This window comes from Magnetospirillum sp. SS-4 (assembly GCF_902729425.1).
Taxonomy (GTDB): Bacteria; Pseudomonadota; Alphaproteobacteria; order Rhodospirillales; family Magnetospirillaceae; genus Phaeospirillum.
Genome location: NZ_CACVCH010000070.1, coordinates 43,411 through 59,160, shown reverse-complemented (window position 1 = coordinate 59,160; position 15,750 = coordinate 43,411). Strand labels below are relative to the sequence as shown.

The 15,750-nt window shown below is 68.0% G+C and carries 18 protein-coding genes and 1 other RNA gene; 15 read left to right on the top strand and 4 right to left on the bottom strand.

What is annotated here, in order from left to right; translation table 11 throughout:
- Positions 1–18: 18 nt before the first annotated feature.
- On the bottom strand, positions 19–1,395 hold the full coding sequence (gene amrB / locus MTBSS4_RS12405; protein WP_173983718.1) for an AmmeMemoRadiSam system protein B: 1,377 nt from the start codon (positions 1,393–1,395) through the stop codon (positions 19–21).
- A gap of 102 nt (positions 1,396–1,497) precedes the next feature.
- Between amrB and MTBSS4_RS12400 the strand changes: the two genes are divergently transcribed.
- Both MTBSS4_RS12400 and amrS read left to right on the top strand, forming a co-directional pair.
- A complete protein-coding gene (locus tag MTBSS4_RS12400) occupies positions 1,498–1,899 on the top strand; it encodes a bacteriohemerythrin (protein ID WP_173983717.1) in 402 nt (133 codons plus the stop codon).
- A gap of 3 nt (positions 1,900–1,902) precedes the next feature.
- Positions 1,903–2,991, top strand: a complete 1,089-nt coding sequence (amrS, locus tag MTBSS4_RS12395; protein WP_173983716.1) for an AmmeMemoRadiSam system radical SAM enzyme — start codon at positions 1,903–1,905, stop codon at positions 2,989–2,991.
- Positions 2,992–3,008: 17 nt separating this feature from the next.
- On the opposite strand, the gene MTBSS4_RS12390 is transcribed toward amrS, so the two are convergent.
- Positions 3,009–4,808, bottom strand: a complete 1,800-nt coding sequence (locus MTBSS4_RS12390; protein WP_173983715.1) for a potassium/proton antiporter — start codon at positions 4,806–4,808, stop codon at positions 3,009–3,011.
- Between the two features lie 189 nt (positions 4,809–4,997).
- Between MTBSS4_RS12390 and MTBSS4_RS12385 the strand changes: the two genes are divergently transcribed.
- From MTBSS4_RS12385 to MTBSS4_RS12375, 3 genes are read left to right on the top strand one after another with little or no spacing between them, the layout of a single operon-like run.
- Positions 4,998–5,981, top strand: a complete 984-nt coding sequence (locus MTBSS4_RS12385; protein WP_173983714.1) for a bifunctional GNAT family N-acetyltransferase/(deoxy)nucleoside triphosphate pyrophosphohydrolase — start codon at positions 4,998–5,000, stop codon at positions 5,979–5,981.
- Complete coding sequence (locus MTBSS4_RS12380; RefSeq protein WP_173983713.1) at positions 5,978–6,712, top strand: molybdopterin-binding protein; 735 nt, start codon at positions 5,978–5,980, stop codon at positions 6,710–6,712. Before MTBSS4_RS12385 ends, MTBSS4_RS12380 begins: the two co-directional genes overlap by 4 nt.
- A gap of 4 nt (positions 6,713–6,716) precedes the next feature.
- Complete coding sequence (locus tag MTBSS4_RS12375; RefSeq protein WP_173983712.1) at positions 6,717–6,965, top strand: hypothetical protein; 249 nt, start codon at positions 6,717–6,719, stop codon at positions 6,963–6,965.
- 13 nt (positions 6,966–6,978) lie between these two features.
- On the opposite strand, the gene MTBSS4_RS12370 is transcribed toward MTBSS4_RS12375, so the two are convergent.
- Complete coding sequence (locus MTBSS4_RS12370; RefSeq protein ID WP_173983711.1) at positions 6,979–7,836, bottom strand: SDR family oxidoreductase; 858 nt, start codon at positions 7,834–7,836, stop codon at positions 6,979–6,981.
- The gene (gene ctrA / locus MTBSS4_RS12365; protein WP_173983710.1) at positions 7,837–8,535 is read right to left on the bottom strand and encodes a response regulator transcription factor CtrA; all 699 of its coding nucleotides are present in this window, start codon (positions 8,533–8,535) and stop codon (positions 7,837–7,839) included.
- Positions 8,536–8,626: 91 nt separating this feature from the next.
- Between ctrA and fliI the strand changes: the two genes are divergently transcribed.
- The 10 genes from fliI (at position 8,627) to MTBSS4_RS12315 (ending at position 15,749) form a co-directional block, all read left to right on the top strand.
- Entirely contained in the window at positions 8,627–9,979 is a 1,353-nt protein-coding gene (fliI, locus tag MTBSS4_RS12360; RefSeq protein WP_173983709.1) for a flagellar protein export ATPase FliI, read from the top strand.
- An 84-nt stretch (positions 9,980–10,063) separates the two neighbouring features.
- Positions 10,064–10,498 (top strand): flagellar FliJ family protein, encoded by a 435-nt coding sequence (locus MTBSS4_RS12355; RefSeq protein ID WP_173983708.1) that lies wholly within the window; start codon positions 10,064–10,066, stop codon positions 10,496–10,498.
- A 267-nt stretch (positions 10,499–10,765) separates the two neighbouring features.
- A complete protein-coding gene (locus MTBSS4_RS12350) occupies positions 10,766–11,383 on the top strand; it encodes a DUF721 domain-containing protein (RefSeq protein ID WP_254432524.1) in 618 nt (205 codons plus the stop codon).
- A gap of 42 nt (positions 11,384–11,425) precedes the next feature.
- Positions 11,426–11,617, top strand: a complete 192-nt coding sequence (locus MTBSS4_RS12345) for a hypothetical protein (RefSeq protein WP_173983707.1) — start codon at positions 11,426–11,428, stop codon at positions 11,615–11,617.
- Between the two features lie 88 nt (positions 11,618–11,705).
- Positions 11,706–12,161, top strand: a complete 456-nt coding sequence (locus MTBSS4_RS12340) for a bacteriohemerythrin (RefSeq protein ID WP_173983706.1) — start codon at positions 11,706–11,708, stop codon at positions 12,159–12,161.
- Positions 12,158–12,880: a protein phosphatase CheZ gene (locus tag MTBSS4_RS12335; protein WP_173983705.1), complete on the top strand. Its 723-nt coding sequence runs from the start codon at positions 12,158–12,160 to the stop codon at positions 12,878–12,880. Before MTBSS4_RS12340 ends, MTBSS4_RS12335 begins: the two co-directional genes overlap by 4 nt.
- A 120-nt stretch (positions 12,881–13,000) precedes the next feature.
- An RNA gene (gene rnpB, locus MTBSS4_RS12330) (RNase P RNA component class A) lies at positions 13,001–13,395 on the top strand.
- A gap of 330 nt (positions 13,396–13,725) precedes the next feature.
- On the top strand, positions 13,726–14,193 hold the full coding sequence (mraZ, locus tag MTBSS4_RS12325) for a division/cell wall cluster transcriptional repressor MraZ (RefSeq protein WP_173983704.1): 468 nt from the start codon (positions 13,726–13,728) through the stop codon (positions 14,191–14,193).
- Positions 14,194–14,196: 3 nt separating this feature from the next.
- The gene (gene rsmH / locus MTBSS4_RS12320) at positions 14,197–15,165 is read left to right on the top strand and encodes a 16S rRNA (cytosine(1402)-N(4))-methyltransferase RsmH (protein ID WP_173983703.1); all 969 of its coding nucleotides are present in this window, start codon (positions 14,197–14,199) and stop codon (positions 15,163–15,165) included.
- Entirely contained in the window at positions 15,162–15,749 is a 588-nt protein-coding gene (locus MTBSS4_RS12315; RefSeq protein WP_173983702.1) for an energy transducer TonB, read from the top strand. Before rsmH ends, MTBSS4_RS12315 begins: the two co-directional genes overlap by 4 nt.
- The last annotated feature ends 1 nt before the right edge of the window (position 15,750 follow it).

Below are 15,750 nucleotides of genomic sequence, written 5' to 3'. Positions count from 1 at the left end.
CGCCGATCGCGGGCGCGCCTATCCGTCCTTTCCGATCTCCACCGCCTGGAACACGCTGGCCCGGAAGCCGGCCGATCCGTGGCCGGGGGCCATGCCGGCCTTGGCCTTGAGATGGGCGAGGAACTGGCGCTTGTCGGGCAGCTGCTCCCACACCGAGGGCAGGAACAGGGCGCGGTGTCCGCCATCCTCGATGATCAGGCCGTCGACGCGCACCCGCAACTGGGCCAGCAGGTCGGCCTCGTCCTTGAAGCGAAGCGGCGCCGGCGGGGTCAGCACCGACAGCGACAGGTCCAGGTCCGCCAGTTCGGACTGGCTCAGCGGCGGAAAGCGGGGGTCGCGGAAGGCGGCCTTGAAGGCGTTGTCCACCACGTCCTCGGCCAGCGGCCGCCACGCCACCGCCGAACCGATGCAGCCGCGCAGCTGGCCGTGGCGGTTCAGGGTGACGAAGACGGCGCCGGGGCGGCGCAGGACCTCGGGGGCGCTGTCGTCGACCCGCGCCTTGGGGGGGGCGCCGTCGGCAAGGCCGTGGCGGATCGAGGCCCAGGCGGCGTCCAGCAAGGTCCGTCCCACCGAGCGGATGGCCTCCTCCTCCGAGACGGGTTCGAACAGCGCCCACGAGCCATAGCCGACCACCTTGTCCCTGGGGCCGGCGGTGTCGCCGGAATTGCGCACGTCCAGGGTGACGATGTCCAGGCCGCGCCGTCGGGCGGCCAGCAGCAGCCCGCCCACCGGAACGCGGCCGCAGGCGCCGTCGCGGACGATCCCGGCGGGGTCCAGCCCCTCGATGGCGGCGACGGTGGCGCGGTCGGCGGCCTGGCAGGCGGCGTAATCCAGATAATGGGACAGATCGGTGGAAACCACGATCAGGGTTTCCGGACCGCCCCATATGGCGTCCAGGGCATCGGCGACCATTTCGGGCGGGGCGTCGCCGACCACCAGGGGCAGCAAGGCGAAATCGCCCAGCACCGCCTGGAGGAAGGGGATGTGGACTTCCAGCGAATGCTCCTGGGCGTGGGCCTGATCCGATACGCCGACGCCGGGCAGCGTCTTCAGCCGCTCGGCCCCCTGGCGATCCAGCCGCACCGCCCCCAGCGGCGAGGCCCATTCATCTGCCCCCGACAGCGCCAGGCCGCGGAACGCCACCCGGTGGCTGGGACCCAGCAGCACCACCCGTTCGATGGTTCCCCTCAGCGGCCGCAGCAGGGCGTAGGCGCTGGCCGCCACCGCCCCGGAATAGACCCAGCCGGCATGGGGCGCGATCAGGGCCTTCGGCGGGCGGGCGGCGGGGGATGGCGCCGCCGCTCCGGCCAGGAAGGCCTCGACCTGGCGGCGGGCCTCGACGGAATCGGCGGGATAGAACATGCCGGCCACGGCGGCGGGGCGGATTGCGGTCATGGTCTCTCTCCTGTGATGGATCATCATAGCAGATCGACGGGGGTTGAACCGACCCCGAAGACGGGCGTAGCCTGTTATCGGATGCCGTTCGGGGGACAGGCCATGGTCGAGATCGTCTGGCAGAAGTGGTTCGAGCTGGGAAATTTCCGCATCGATTCCGAACACCGGGTGTTCCTGGATCTGGTGATGGGGCTGAACCGCGATTTCAAGGCCGGTCTGACGCCGGAGAAGCAGGCCCGGTCGCTGCGGGAAATCCTGAAATACGCCGAGTTCCACTTTCTCAGCGAAGAGAACATGATGATCGACATCGGCTATCCCGACCGCCAGATTCACACCGAGGAGCACCGCAAGCTTCTGGCGACGCTGGAGGCCAGCATCCGCCGCCTCAACGCCGGCGAGGACATCCTCGACGAATTCCTGACCTTTCTCTACGAATGGTTCTGCGAACACACCGTCGGCGTCGATTACCGGCTGGCCCAGTTCATCGCCGCCCGCCCGGGATAAGCCATGACCGCCGGACTGGAAGGTTCGCACCACCCCGCCCGTCACTGGCACCGCCTGGATGACGGCCGGGTCCAGTGCGACGTCTGTCCGCGCGCCTGCAAGCTGCACGACGGCCAGCGCGGCCTGTGCTTCGTCCGCGCCGCCGCCGACGGCGGCATGGTGCTGACCACCTACGGCCGGTCGTCCGGGTTCTGCGTCGATCCGGTCGAGAAGAAGCCGCTCAACCACTTCCTGCCCGGCACCCCGATCCTGTCGTTCGGCACCGCCGGCTGCAACCTGACCTGCAAGTTCTGCCAGAACTGGGACATCTCGAAGGCGCGCGAGATCGACCGGCTCAACGACCGCGCCGACCCCGAAGCCATCGCCGAGGCCGCCGTGCGGTTGGGATGCCGGTCGGTCGCCTTTACCTACAACGACCCGGTGGTGTTCATGGAATACGCCATCGACGTGGCCAAGGCCTGCCACGCCCGGAACGTCCGGACGGTGGCGGTGACCGCCGGCTATATCCTGCCCGAGGCCCGGCGCGAGTTCTACGCCCACATGGACGCCGCCAACGTCGACCTCAAGGCCTTCACCGAGGAGTTCTACCACAGCTTGTGCGGCGCCCATCTGGAGGCGGTCAAGGACACCCTGGTCTATCTGAGGCGCCAGACCAGCGTGTGGTTCGAGATCACCACCTTGCTGATTCCCGGCCGCAACGATTCCGCCGAGGAGATCGACGCGCTGAGCCGCTGGGTGATGGAGGCGCTGGGGCCGGACGTGCCGCTGCACTTTTCCGCCTTTCATCCAGACTGGAAGATGGCCGACCTGCCCAATACGCCGCCGGCCACCCTGACGCGGGCGCGCGACATCGCCCGGGGCAACGGCCTGCGCTACGTCTATACCGGCAATGTTCACGATCCGGCCGGCGGCAGCACCTATTGCCCCGGCTGCGGCGGCCTGCTGATCGGGCGCGACTGGTACGAGCTGTCGGCGTGGGCGCTGACGCCGGAGGGAACCTGCCGCGCCTGCGGCAGCCGTATTCCCGGGGTGTTCGAGGCGGCGCCCGGCGCCTGGGGGCGCAAGCGCCAGCCGGTGCGGTTCCGCCACTGACGCCGGCGACGGAAGGTCTATCGCCTCAGCCAGCGTCGCAGCAGCGCCCTCATCTCGCTGCGGGTCTGGAACAGCGGCAGCCTGGGCTTGTCGATCGGGGTCGGCTCGACCGCCAGCCCGATCTCCGAGATGCTGTCGTCCCAGTCCAGCGCCCGGACGATCAGCTCGATCTCGCCCAGGGCCACCCGGTCGCCGGTCCCCGGCGCGTGCCCCAGTTCGCGGGCCACCCAGGCCGCCAGGGTCATGTCGAAATCGGCCTCGGCCACGGGCAGGCCGTAGGACAGCGCCAGCTCCTTCATGCGGATGTCGGGGGCGAGGGCGAAATCGCCGAAGAACTGGCGGTCGGCCTCGGCCGCCGGGGCAGGGCTGGCGAACAGGCGGTCGAGATGGGGCACCCGCTCGGGCCGGGCGAACAGATAGGCGGTGTCGCCGGTCCGCAACGGTCCGGCGGCGTGGGCGCTGTACGACTTGGCGTCGCGCAGCACCAGCGACGGCACCGCCCAGCGCGGCAGCCGGTGGCCGCGCGTCACCAGCGAATCCGGAGCGACCCGGTAGGCCACCAGTTCATGGCTGGCGCCGGGGATTTCCAGTTCCATGCGCTCCACCGGCCCGATTCGCTTCGGCACGATCTGCCCCAGGAAGCGGGCGGCGGGGCCGATGGTCCAGCCCTGGACGCCCAGGCTGACCAGCACCACCAGGAAGGCGACGATGAAATAGTCGCGGCCGTGGTCGAGGCCGGCGACCATGGGCAGGACGGACAGCAGCACCGACACCGAGCCGCGCAGCCCGACCCAGGCGACGAAGGTGGTTTCGTTGCGGTTGAAGCCGAACGGCAGCAGCGATATCCATGCCGCCACCGGCCGCGCCACCAGCATCAGCACCACCGCCACCCCCAGGGCCGGCAGGGCGAAGGCCGGAAACTCCGACGGCGTCGCCAGCAGCCCCAGGGTCAGGAACATGACGATCTGGGCCAGCCAGGTCAGGCCGTCCTGAAAGCGGCGCATGGTCTCGGGGGCGTTGATGCGGGCGTTGCCCGCCACCAGGCCGGCGATGTAGACGGCGAGGAAGCCGCTGCCGTGCAGCACCGAGGCGGTGGCGAACACCACCATGGCCAGACTGATGGCGGCCAGCGGTTGCAGGCCGCGCTCGAACCCCATGCGGTTGACCGCCAGCACGATCAGGCCGCCGCCCGCCATGCCGATGGGGGCGCCGATGGCGATCTGGGTGCCGAGGTCGGCCAGGATCAGCAATCCCGACGACAGCGAGTCGACCTCGGCGCCCGAGGCCAGCAGGGTCACCAGGGTCAGGGTCAGGAAGATGGCCATGGGGTCGTTGCTGCCCGATTCCACTTCCAGGGTCGAGCGGACCCGGTCCCTGACGTGGATGCCGCCCACCCGCAGCAGGAAGAACACCGCCGCCGCGTCGGTGGAGCCGAGAATGGCGCCCATCAGCGCCGCTTCCAGCCAGTTGAATCCCAGCAGGAAATGGGCGGGAACCGCCACGACGGCGGCGGTGATCACCACGCCCAGGGTCGCCAGGGCCATGGCGGGAAAGGCGGCGGCGCGAAACGTCTTGATCCGGGTGTGGAAGCCGGAATCGAACAAGATGATCGCCAGGGCGATGCTGCCGATCAGGTAGGCGGTGGGGGAATCGTCGAACTTGATTCCGCCGAGGCCGCTTTCGCCCGCTACCAGCCCGACCCCCAGGAACACCAGCAGCAACGGCGCGCCGATGCGGAAGCTGAGCAGGCTGGAGAAAATGGAGAGCGCCACCAGCCCCGATACGATCAGGATGGAGACGTTCATGGTGTCGAGCATCGACGGCCGATCCGATCAGAAGGAGGGGAGAGGTGCGTGCCTCCCTCCCATACTCTATAGAGCGCTATGCCTTGCCGGATCAACCCGCCTTGTCGGAGCCGCGTGCCGGCTATTCCCAACGGAACCATGACAGGCGGGGGCCGGCCTGCTACCTTCGACCGGGAGCGGCCTTGCCTCGGGAGAGCGGAGATGACGGAAGCGGGTTGTCGGCAACCGGGAACGGTCTGGGCGGGACATCCGCTTCTTACTGCCCGTCTCAGGATGCGCCCGGTGTCCGAGCGCGACGTCGAGCGGCTGCCGGCGCTGCTGGACGACTGGGACGTGGTGCGGCTGACCGCCGCCATTCCCCATCCCTTCACCGTCGAGGACGCCAGGCGCTTCGTCGCCGACCAGGAAATCCGCCGCATCGAGCACAAGGGCGTCGCCCTGGCCATCGAGCGGGCCACCGATAACGTGCTGGTCGGCGTCGTCGGCTTTGGCCTGGATCGCGGCGAGTCGCCGGAACTCGGCTTCTGGCTGGGCAAGGCGTTCTGGGGCCAGGGCTATGCCGCCGAGGCGCTGCTGCGGCTGATCCGCCACATGTTCGACACCCTGGGTTTCAACCGGGTGTGGGCGTCGTTCCATCCCGACAATATTGCCTCCAAGCGGGTGCTGGAAAAGGCGGGGCTGACCTATTGCGGCGTCGAGGCCTGTCCCATGCCGGCCCGTGGTGAAAGCGTGGTGGCGCCGGTCTTCGCCTTGAAGAAGGGCGAATGGGAGATGATCCGCGCCACCCGTCCGATTCTGCTGGTGGTGGCGGCGGCGCTGGTCGATCACGACGGCCGGGTGCTGATGGCCTCGCGCCCCGCCGGCAAGGACATGGCCGGGCTGTGGGAGTTTCCCGGCGGCAAGGTTCACGACGGCGAGACGCCCGAGGCCGCCCTGGTCCGCGAACTGGAAGAGGAACTGGGAATCGACGTCACCGAAAGCTGCCTGGCGCCGGTGGCCTTCGCCTCGCACGACTACGACACCTTTCACCTGCTGATGCCGCTTTACGTGGTGCGGGTGTGGAAGGGCAATCCCGCCGCCCGCGAGGGGCAGGAACTGCGCTGGGTCCGGGCGCCCCGCCTGGGCGACCTGCCCATGCCGCCGGCCGATATCCCGCTGGTCGCCGTGCTGCGCGAGTGGGTATGACCAGCGCGGCCGTCCTGGTCATCGGCAACGAGATCCTGTCGGGGCGGACCCGCGACGCCAACGTGCAGTATCTGGGAACCCAACTGGCGGAACTGGGCATCGTCCTGGCCGAGGTCCGCATCATCCGCGACGACACCGCGGCGATCGTCGAGGCGTTGAACGCCCTGCGCGCCCGCCACGCCTATGTCTTCACCAGCGGCGGCATCGGGCCGACCCACGACGACATCACCTCGGCGGCGGTGGCGCGGGCGTTCGGGGTGGCGCTGGCCCGCGATCCCGAGGCGGTCGCCCGCCTGCGGAGCCGCTACGGCGAAGACGAACTCAACGCCGCCCGCCTCAAGATGGCCGACATTCCCGAGGGCGCCGCCCTGATCGACAATCCGGTCAGCCAGGCGCCCGGCTTCCGGCTTGGCAACGTCTTCGTCATGGCCGGGGTGCCGCGCATCCTTCAGGCCATGTTCGACGGCGTCAGGGCCGGGCTGGCGGGTGGTCCGCCCCAGGTGTCGCGCTCGCTGACCCTGGCGGTTCGGGAAGGCGACCTGGCCGAGGGGCTGGCGCTGCTGCAATCCGCGCATCCCCATGTGGAGATCGGCAGCTATCCCACTTTCGCCGATGGGTGCTCGCGGGTCGGGGTGGTGGCGCGGGGCGTCGATGCCGGCGAACTGGAGCGGGTCATGGACGGGGTCCGTGTCCTGGCGGCGACCCTGGGGGCCGCCATCCTCGACGGGTGACGCCATGACGCCGAAGCAGCGGGAGGCGCTCCTCTTTCTCGCCCAGCACCTGTTCTACGGCGTGGCGGCGGCGGTCACCTTCGGCGGTCTGGTCCTGGCCACCGACCTTGGTCATATCCGGACCCTGCTGACCACCGCTGATCATCCCTGGGTGATCGTGTCCATGCTATTCTTCGGGTTGATCATCACCTTCGGCGGGGTCGCCATGGCCGTCGGGGTCATGGGGCTGGCCCGCGACGACGACGATGAGTGACGCCCCTTGCCGCCTATGGGCGGGGCGGCGTTTCCCGCAAGATCGCCGCCAGTCCCTCGCGGTAGCTGGGATATTTCAGCGTCACCCCCAGGTCCCGCTTCATGCGGGCGTTGTCCACCCGCTTGTTGTCGGCGTAGAAGCTGCGCGCCATGGGCGACAGGGTGGCCTCGGCCTCCTCCCACGCCATTTCCGGCGGTGGCTCGATTCCCAGCAGGTGGCAGGCATGGGCGATGACGTCCTGGGGCGGCGCGGCGTCGTCGTCGCACAGATTGTAGATGCCGCCGGGATGCGGCCGCGCCAGCGAGGCCAGCACCGCCTCTGCGATGTCGTCCACATGGATGCGGCTGAACACCTGGCCGGGCTTGACGATCCGCCGGGCCTGGCCGGCCCGCACGGTGTCGATGGCCGAGCGGCCGGGGCCGTAGATGCCGGCCAGCCGGAAAACGTGGACGGGCAGGCCGCTGTCCAGCCATGCCCGTTCGGCGGCGGCGCGGCGGCGCGACCGGTCGAGAGTGGGAGCGGCCGGCGTGGTCTCGTCGACCCGGCCGCCGCCATGATCGCCATAGATTCCGGTGGTGGACAGATAGCCGACCCAGGCGGGGGCGCGGGTCCTGATGGCCGCGCCCATCACATCCATCACCGGGTCGCCGGCCGAATCGGGCGGCACCGAGGACAGCAGCGCGTCGACGCCGTCGAGCACCGAATCCGGCAGGGGATGGTCGCGGTCAAAGGGATGGACGTCCACGCCCGGACAGTCGGCGCCCTCGCCCGAGCGGGTGGTGCCGGCGACGCTCCAGCCGGCCGCCAGCAGGCGGCGGGCGATCACCCGGCCGGAAAAGCCCAGCCCGAACAGGAAAAAGCGGCGGCTCACTCAGCCGGCCTTGGCCTGGGGCGTCTCGGGGTCGCGCAGCACGTAGCCGCGCCCCCATACCGTCTCGATGTAGGATTCGCCGCCGGTGGCGGTGGACAGCTTCTTTCTCAACTTGCAGATGAAGACGTCGATGATCTTCAACTCGGGCTCGTCGATGCCGCCATAGAGGTGATTGAGGAACTGCTCCTTGGTCAGGGTCTGGCCCTTGCGCAGCGACAGCAGCTCCAATATTCCGTATTCCTTGGCGGTGAGATGCAAGGGCTCGCCGGCCACTGCCACGGTGCGGGCGTCGAGATTGACCGACAGCCGGCCGGTGTCGATCACCGACTGGGCATGGCCCTTGGAGCGCCGCACGATGGCCTGGATGCGGGCCACCAGTTCGCCCTTGTCAAACGGCTTGGTCAGGTAGTCGTCGGCGCCCGAGCCCAGGCCCTTGACCTTCTTGTCGGCCTCGGTCAGGCCGGACAGGATCAGCACCGGCGTCTCGATGCGCGACGCGCGCAGGCGGCGCAGCACCTCGTAGCCGTCCATGTCGGGCAGCATCAGGTCGAGCAGGATGATGTCGTAATCGTAGAGCTTGCCGATCTCCAGCCCGTCCTCGCCAAGCTCGGTGGTGTCGACCACCATGCCTTCGGCCTTCAGCATGGCTTCGATGGCCCTCGACATCATGGGATCGTCTTCAACCACCAGCACGCGCATCGCAAGGTTCCCGGTTTCTTTCCGTCTCCACGATATCTTAACCATAAGGGTGTAGCCTGACCAGTTCAAGCTGGCAGGGGAGGGTGGCCGGGTGAAGTTCCTTGTCCGCAACCTGATCAACGATATCGAACGGGTGTCCAACGTCCAGGTCTATGGCCGGGTGGCGGCGGTGCAGGGGATGCTGCTGGAAGCCGGCGGCATTCAACGCACCATCTCGGTGGGCGACCGCTGCAACGTCATCGCCCGCGACGGCCGCAAGGTGATCTGCGAGGTGGTGGGATTCCGCCAGGGCCGCGCCCTGTTGATGCCGTTCTCGGCCATCGAGGGGATCGGGCTGGGCTGCCGCACCGAGGTGCAGGACGCCGAGCCGGTGCTCTATCCCGATCGCGGCTGGCTGGGCCGGGTGATCAATTGCTTCGGCGATCCGGTGGATGGCATGGGACCGCTGCCCAGCGGCGACGTCGCCTATCCGATCCGTTCGGCACCGCCCTCGGCCCATTCCCGCTCGCGGGTCGCCGGCAAGATCGACCTGGGGGTGCGGGCGGTCAACACCTTCCTCACCTGCTGCCGCGGCCAGCGCATGGGCATCTTCGCCGGGTCCGGCGTCGGCAAGTCGTCGCTGCTGTCCATGATGGCCAAGAACACCTCGGCCGACGTCTCGGTCATCGGCCTGATCGGCGAACGCGGCCGTGAGGCCCGCGAGTTCATCGAGGACGATCTGGGCGAAGACGGCATGAAGCGCTCGGTGGTGGTGGTCTCCACCTCGGATGAAAGCCCGCTGATGCGCCGTCAGGCCGCCTACGTCACCCTAAGCGTGGCCGAGCATTTCCGCGACCAGGGACTGGACGTGCTGTGCATGATGGATTCGGTAACCCGCTTCGCCATGGCCCAGCGCGAGATCTCGCTGTCGGCGGGCGAGCCGCCGGCCTCCAAGGGCTATACCCCCACCGTGTTCGCCGAATTGCCGCGTTTGCTGGAACGCGCCGGTCCCGGCGTGGGCAAGGGCTCCATCACCGGCCTGTTCACCGTGCTGGTGGACGCCGACGACCACAACGAACCCATCGCCGACGCGGTGCGCGGCATCCTGGACGGCCATATCGTGCTGGATCGCGGCATCGCCGAGCGCGGACGCTATCCCGCCATCAACATCCTGCGCAGCGTGTCGCGAACCATGCCGGCCTGCAACAACGACATGGAAAACGCCCTGGTGCGGCGCGCCCGCGCCCTGCTGTCCACCTACGAGGACATGGCCGAACTGATCCGGCTTGGCGCCTATCGTCGCGGCACCGACCCGGCGGTGGACGAGGCCGTTCATTATTATCCGGCCATCGAGGCCTTCCTGGGCCAGCGCAAGACCGACGCCACCCCCCTGGCCGAGTGCTATGCCCAGATGGCGGAAATTCTCGGCATGCCGTTCGAGGGCGATGGCATGGGCCGGAAATGACATGGCCCGGGCAACCTCTCCCTTTCCCTCCATCGTCGCGGCCGGGCATGACCCGGGCGTGACGGCGTCATAGGGGCGGCGGCGGTGGCTGCCAAGGGCCTCAAGACCCTCATCCGGCTGTCCAAGTGGCATGTGGATGAGAAACAGCGCGTCCTGGTGGCCCTGCAAGGCCGCGAGGACGAGATTCTGTCGTGGATCGCCCAGTCGGAAGAGCAGTTGAAGGAGGAGCAGCGCGTCGCCGCAGAGGATTCCACCGGCGTCGGCTTCGCTTACGGCAACTTCGCCAACGCCTGGCTGAACCGGCGCCAGCAATTGTTCGCCATGCTCGACATGATCCGGGCCGAGATCGTCCGGGCTCGCGACGAACTGGCCGATGCCTTCAACGAACTGAAGACCTACGAGATCACCCAGCGCGAGCGCGACCGCCGCGCCCAGGCCGAGCGCGACAAGAAGGAACAGGCCTTCCTCGACGAGATCGGCCTCAACATCCACCGCCGCAAGGACAAGCCGGAGAGCTGATGGTGGATGTCGCGGTTATGGGCCGGCGGGGGACGCCTTTCGAGGGCTGTCCCCCGCCGCCCGTGCCGGCATCGCCCTTCCGCAAGGGGGGGGAGGGAAGGGGCGGCCGGCTTTTACCCGTTTGTCTCCCATCGATCCGATGGCGGGCGGCCGCCGGCGGCATTGGCGGAGTGGGAGGAGCTATGCGCCGACAGCTAAGGAATAGAATAATTAAAAGGTAATGGGGCGGCAAGGGGTTTTTGCTCCGGTCGTGGCCTTCTCGCGCAAATGAGCCCCCGCCCCCGGCGCGATTGTCTCCACATTCCCGGCCGGATTCGTGGCAAGATCGGCGACGATCACCATCGGGAGACCGCTTGCATCATGGCCGAGGCCAAGCCGCCGCCGCGCGGGGAACGGGAGCCGGACCGCCGCACCCATGGACTGATCGCCATCGCGGTGCCGTGCCAGCGGGTGACCCGGCCGGTCTTCGGCAAGCACGGCTTTGCCGGCGGCGCCCTGGTGGTGGACTGGCCGGCCATCGTCGGCTCGGCGGTGGCAAGCCACACCTTGCCGGTCCGCATCAGGTTCCCCCCCAAGGAGCGGGTCGACGGCACCTTGACGGTCAAGGTGGATTCCGGCGCCTTCGCCCTGGAAGTCCAGCACCTGGAGCCCTTGATCCTGGAACGCATCAACGGCTATTTCGGCTGGAAGGCGGTGGCCCGCCTCAAGCTGGCGCAAGGCCCGCTGCCCGAACCCCGCAAGCCCCGTCCCGCCGCGCCGCCGCCGTCCGCGCCGCCCGGCCCGGTCCTGCTGGAAAAGCTGGCCGGCGTCGAGGACCCCGACCTGCGCGAGGCGCTGGCCCGGCTGGGCCGGCGGCTGGGCCGGCCCGCCGTTACCAAATCCTAAGGATTGCTCCGCCATGCTGTGGCGTCGGAAAGGCGAGGCTTGATGAATCCGCTGCGGGAATTGTCGGACATGATCCGCGATTACGGGCTGGGAGGCAGATATTTCCTGCTGACCGGATTCCTGGCCGCCGCGCTGATGCTGGTGCTGTATTTCTGGGGGCGCGAGGACGAGCCGCCGGTCCCGCCGCCGCCGGCCGCGACCACGCTTCCGCCACCCATCCAGCCGGGATACTGAAGTCCGCGCCGCATCCGCCCGATCGCCTACTTGTTCCTTGTGGGCGCTTGGGTATAGTGATTCGGTGAATCAGGGCTGAGGGCTGGCGATGGCGTGGGTGGCGTGGAACGAGTCCCTGGCGGTCGGCAATGCCCTGCTGGATTCCGATCACCGGCTGCTGATCGACCTGCTGAACCAGTTGCACGACGCCATCGACACCGGCCAGAGCCGCGACGTGATCGGCAATGTCGTCTCGGTGCTGGCCGAATACGTCGAACACCATTTCCAGCGCGAGGAAGCCATCATGGCCGATGCCGGCTTTCCCGGCATGGATGCGCATCTGTCGCAGCACCGCGACCTGGGCGGAAGGGTCCGTCGGGTCCGCGACCGCTATCTGGCGGGCGAGCGGGGAGCCCTGGCGGAAGATGTTGTTGATTTGCTGAAGAAGTGGTTGACCGAACATATACAGGTTTCGGATAACTCGTATAAGCCGTGGGTGGCGCGGGCGAGCGGGGACGGGATGGGGCCGTCGGCAATGGCGAGGAAGGGCGGGAACCAATCATGAGTACCGAGCGCAAGCTGTTCACGGCCGAGATCAAGCGCCTGCAACAGCGGGGCGAGGCGGCCCCGTCGACCTCCAACGCCGAGGTCCTGAAGGCCATCCAGGATCTTCGCAACGATCTGAAGCATCTGGTCACCACCGGCGAGCCGCCGCCGCCGGCCCAGGCGCCGGCCGACGACGCCCTGCCCCAGAAGGCCGCCGAAGTCTCGATGCTGAAGACCGAATTGCGGGCGCTGGCGGTTTGCATCGAACACACCAAGGCGGAAATCGCCGCCCTGAAGCCCAAGGATGCCGAAGACGACCGTCTGATCGCCGTCACCTTCGAGTTGGACGCCATCGTGTCCTCCACCGAGCGCGCCACCGAGCAGATCCTGGAGGCGGCGGAAAAGATCGAGCTTATCGGCAAGGAAATCCAGGCCCACGCCGCCGACAGCTATGTCAGCCGTCTGGTCGAGGATATCGGCGATACCGTCGGCAATATCTTCGAGGCCTGCAATTTCCAGGACATTACCGGCCAGCGCATCACCAAGGTGGTCAAGACCCTGAAATACGTCGAGGACCGCATCAACGCCATGATCGAGATCTGGGGGCCGGAGAACATCGCCGACGTTTCTCCCAAGATCTTCGAGGAGCATCGCGACGACGATTCCAAGTTGTTGAATGGGCCGCAGTTGGAGAACAAGGGTATTTCGCAGGCGGAAATCGACAGCCTGTTCGGATAGGAAGTAATATCAAAGTATTTTTATCGTAATTTTTATTGTTTCCCTCGGGCGTCCTGGTTCTCACCCGCGTGTTCTCGCCGCTTGACGGCGGGCGGCGCGAGGCTCACAGTCCCTCCCGCGCCAGACGGCTGGACGGCCGCCTTCCGGAGTGATCCGGGGGGAGGAAAGTCCGGGCTCCACGGAAATACGGTGCCGGATAACGTCCGGCGGGGGCGACCCTAGGGAAAGTGCCACAGAAAGCAAACCGCCCGTTCCCCGTTCGCGGGCAGCGGGCAAGGGTGAAAGGGTGCGGCAAGAGCGCACCGCGCCTCCGGCAACGGAGGCGGCACGGTAAACCCCACCGGGAGCAAGACCAAATAGGGGCGGCACTGTTCCTCCTCGGAGGGACGAAACGCGTTTCCGCGTCGCCGCCCGGGTCGGTCGCGAGAGGCGTCCGGTAACGGGCGTCCCAGATGAATGGCCGTCCACCCTTCCTGGAAGGGGGACAGAACCCGGCTTACAGGCCGTCTGGCGCAATTCCCATGCAATCCCAAATCGCCGATTTTCGCCGCAAGGCGTCGCTGCCGCTGATGTTCACGATATATACCGTGAACACAAAAATGGCGATTTTTGCGATCTTTTGGGGAAGCTTTTTAAGAATCAAGGGGCTGTGGCGGTTTCCTCCAGTACTTTAATAAAAACTGTGCGGAATTATCCAATCGTCACCCTATCCCATGGTTTTACTATCCGATTCCATTGACTCCCATGATTTCCCATGATATCCCAATAGTACCCAGCAAGCGGCGCCAGGGGCGTAGTGTGTCGGCGCGGGGGTTCGGGCAAATCTGGATGAAGGCGGACGAGGGGTGGCGCTGTTCCTTTCCACATTCGTCAACAGGATCGACAAGAAGGGCCGCACCTCGGTTCCGGCGACCTTTCGTGCTGCCCTCGCCGCCCAGGCCTTCCAGGGGGTCGTCGCCTACCGTTCGTTCACCAATGCCTGCGTCGAGGGATGCGGCATGGACTTCATGGAGCGCCTGTCCGACGGCGCCCAGGGGCTGGACGCCTTCAGCGCCGAGCAGGAGGACCTGTCCGCCCTTATCTTCGCCGATGCCCGTCAACTGCCCTGGGACCCCGAGGGGCGCATCAGCCTGCCCGAGGATATCCTGGCCCATGCCGGCATCACCGATGCCGTCGCCTTCGTCGGCAAGGGGCAGACCTTCCAGATCTGGCAGCCCGAGGCCTACAGGGCGGTCGAGGCCGAGATTCGCGCCCGCGCCCTGGCGTCGCGCCCCACCTTGCCGCTGCGTCCCAAGATTCCGGCGGGAGGGTAGGCCATGTCGCTTTCTCCCCACGTTTCCGTCCTGCTGCCGGAGGTGATCGAGGCGCTGGCGCCGCGTGACGGCGGCCTGTACCTGGACGGGACCTTCGGCGCTGGCGGCTATTCCGCGGCCATCCTCGACGCCGCCGCCTGCCGGGTGATCGGCGTCGATCGCGATCCGGGGGCGGTGGCTCGCGGCCGGGCGCTGGAGACTGCTCGTGGCGGGCGCTTCACCATGATCGAGGGCCGCTTCGGCGACATGGGCGAGCTTTTGCATGTCCGGGGCGTCAACCGGGTGGACGGCGTCGCCCTGGATATCGGGGTGTCGTCCATGCAGCTGGACGAGGCCGGGCGCGGCTTCTCCTTCGCCAAGGACGGTCCACTGGACATGCGCATGGAACAGGCCGGTCCCAGCGCCGCCGATCTGGTCAACGCCGCCGACGAGGCCGATCTGGCCGACATCATCTACCGCTATGGCGAGGAACGGCTGTCGCGCCGCGTCGCCAGGGCCATCGTCGCGGCTCGCAAGGACAAGAAATTCGAGGGGACCGCCGAATTGGCCGCCCTGGTCCGCCGGGTGGTGCCCAAGCACGCCGACGGCATCGATCCGGCCACCCGCACCTTCCAGGCGTTGCGCATCGCCGTCAATGACGAGTTGGGGGAGCTGGAGCGCGGCCTTGCCGCCGCCGAGCGCCTGCTGGCCCCGGGCGGGCGCCTGGCCGTCGTCACCTTCCATTCGCTGGAAGACCGGGTGGTGAAGGAATTCTTCAAGGGGCGCAGCGGCGAGGCGGCCCGGCCGTCGCGCCATCTGCCGCAGGCGGCCCTTGGACCGGCGGCCAGCTTTGCCCTGCTGAACCGCCGCGCCATCCGCGCCGGCGACGACGAGACCCGGCGCAATCCCCGCGCCCGTTCGGCCAAGCTGCGGGCCGCCAGCCGTACCGAGGCGGCGCCCTGGCCGGCCGGCATGAAAGGAGGAGTGTCATGAATCGCGGTATTCTCGGCACCATCCTGTGGACCTGTCTGATCGGCTGCATCGGAATCGGCCTGTTCGTGGTCAAGCACGAGGTCAAGGACCAGGAGCGCCGCCTCGCCACCCTGTCCGATGAAATCCACCGCAACCAGGAGACCATCCACATCCTTCGCGCGGAGTGGAGCTACCTGAACGATCCCGCCCGACTGCGCGCCCTGTCGGAAAAGCATCTCGGCATGCGGCCGGTGACGCTCAATCAGGTGGCGACGCTGGACCAGGTGCTGAAGGACGGCCTGCCGCCTCCGGTCATGCTGGCAGCGGCGACGCCGGCGCGGCCGCCCCAGCCGGGAAGCGCCGTCAAGCCGTCGCCACCGCTGCAACCGGTCAAGCTGGTGGAGGGGGGCGCGCCCCGGCCGCGTCCGGCCGATCAGGCCAAGCCGCCGCCCAAGCCGCCCCAGCCCAAGCCCGGAACCGTCACCCTGGCCGAGTCTCCGCCGCCGCCCGCCCCGGCGGCGACTCCCGTTCCGGCCCGTGCCGCCGGCCGCGCCATCATCATCCGTTCGCCTGCCCTGGCCGAGCGCGAGGAGGGGGCGCCGTGAG

What these genes read in the sequence shown, in the direction of transcription:
- amrB (WP_173983718.1), bottom strand. Translation starts at nt 1,395, where the DNA reads ATGACCGCAATCCGCCCCGCCGCCGTGGCCGGCATGTTCTATCCCGCC.
- MTBSS4_RS12400 (WP_173983717.1), top strand. Translation starts at nt 1,498, where the DNA reads ATGGTCGAGATCGTCTGGCAGAAGTGGTTCGAGCTGGGAAATTTCCGC.
- amrS (WP_173983716.1), top strand. Translation starts at nt 1,903, where the DNA reads ATGACCGCCGGACTGGAAGGTTCGCACCACCCCGCCCGTCACTGGCAC.
- MTBSS4_RS12390 (WP_173983715.1), bottom strand. Translation starts at nt 4,808, where the DNA reads ATGCTCGACACCATGAACGTCTCCATCCTGATCGTATCGGGGCTGGTG.
- MTBSS4_RS12385 (WP_173983714.1), top strand. Translation starts at nt 4,998, where the DNA reads ATGACGGAAGCGGGTTGTCGGCAACCGGGAACGGTCTGGGCGGGACAT.
- MTBSS4_RS12380 (WP_173983713.1), top strand. Translation starts at nt 5,978, where the DNA reads ATGACCAGCGCGGCCGTCCTGGTCATCGGCAACGAGATCCTGTCGGGG.
- MTBSS4_RS12375 (WP_173983712.1), top strand. Translation starts at nt 6,717, where the DNA reads ATGACGCCGAAGCAGCGGGAGGCGCTCCTCTTTCTCGCCCAGCACCTG.
- ctrA (WP_173983710.1), bottom strand. Translation starts at nt 8,535, where the DNA reads ATGCGCGTGCTGGTGGTTGAAGACGATCCCATGATGTCGAGGGCCATC.
- MTBSS4_RS12350 (WP_254432524.1), top strand. Translation starts at nt 10,766, where the DNA reads ATGAGCCCCCGCCCCCGGCGCGATTGTCTCCACATTCCCGGCCGGATT.
- MTBSS4_RS12345 (WP_173983707.1), top strand. Translation starts at nt 11,426, where the DNA reads ATGAATCCGCTGCGGGAATTGTCGGACATGATCCGCGATTACGGGCTG.
- MTBSS4_RS12340 (WP_173983706.1), top strand. Translation starts at nt 11,706, where the DNA reads ATGGCGTGGGTGGCGTGGAACGAGTCCCTGGCGGTCGGCAATGCCCTG.
- MTBSS4_RS12335 (WP_173983705.1), top strand. Translation starts at nt 12,158, where the DNA reads ATGAGTACCGAGCGCAAGCTGTTCACGGCCGAGATCAAGCGCCTGCAA.
- rsmH (WP_173983703.1), top strand. Translation starts at nt 14,197, where the DNA reads ATGTCGCTTTCTCCCCACGTTTCCGTCCTGCTGCCGGAGGTGATCGAG.
- MTBSS4_RS12315 (WP_173983702.1), top strand. Translation starts at nt 15,162, where the DNA reads ATGAATCGCGGTATTCTCGGCACCATCCTGTGGACCTGTCTGATCGGC.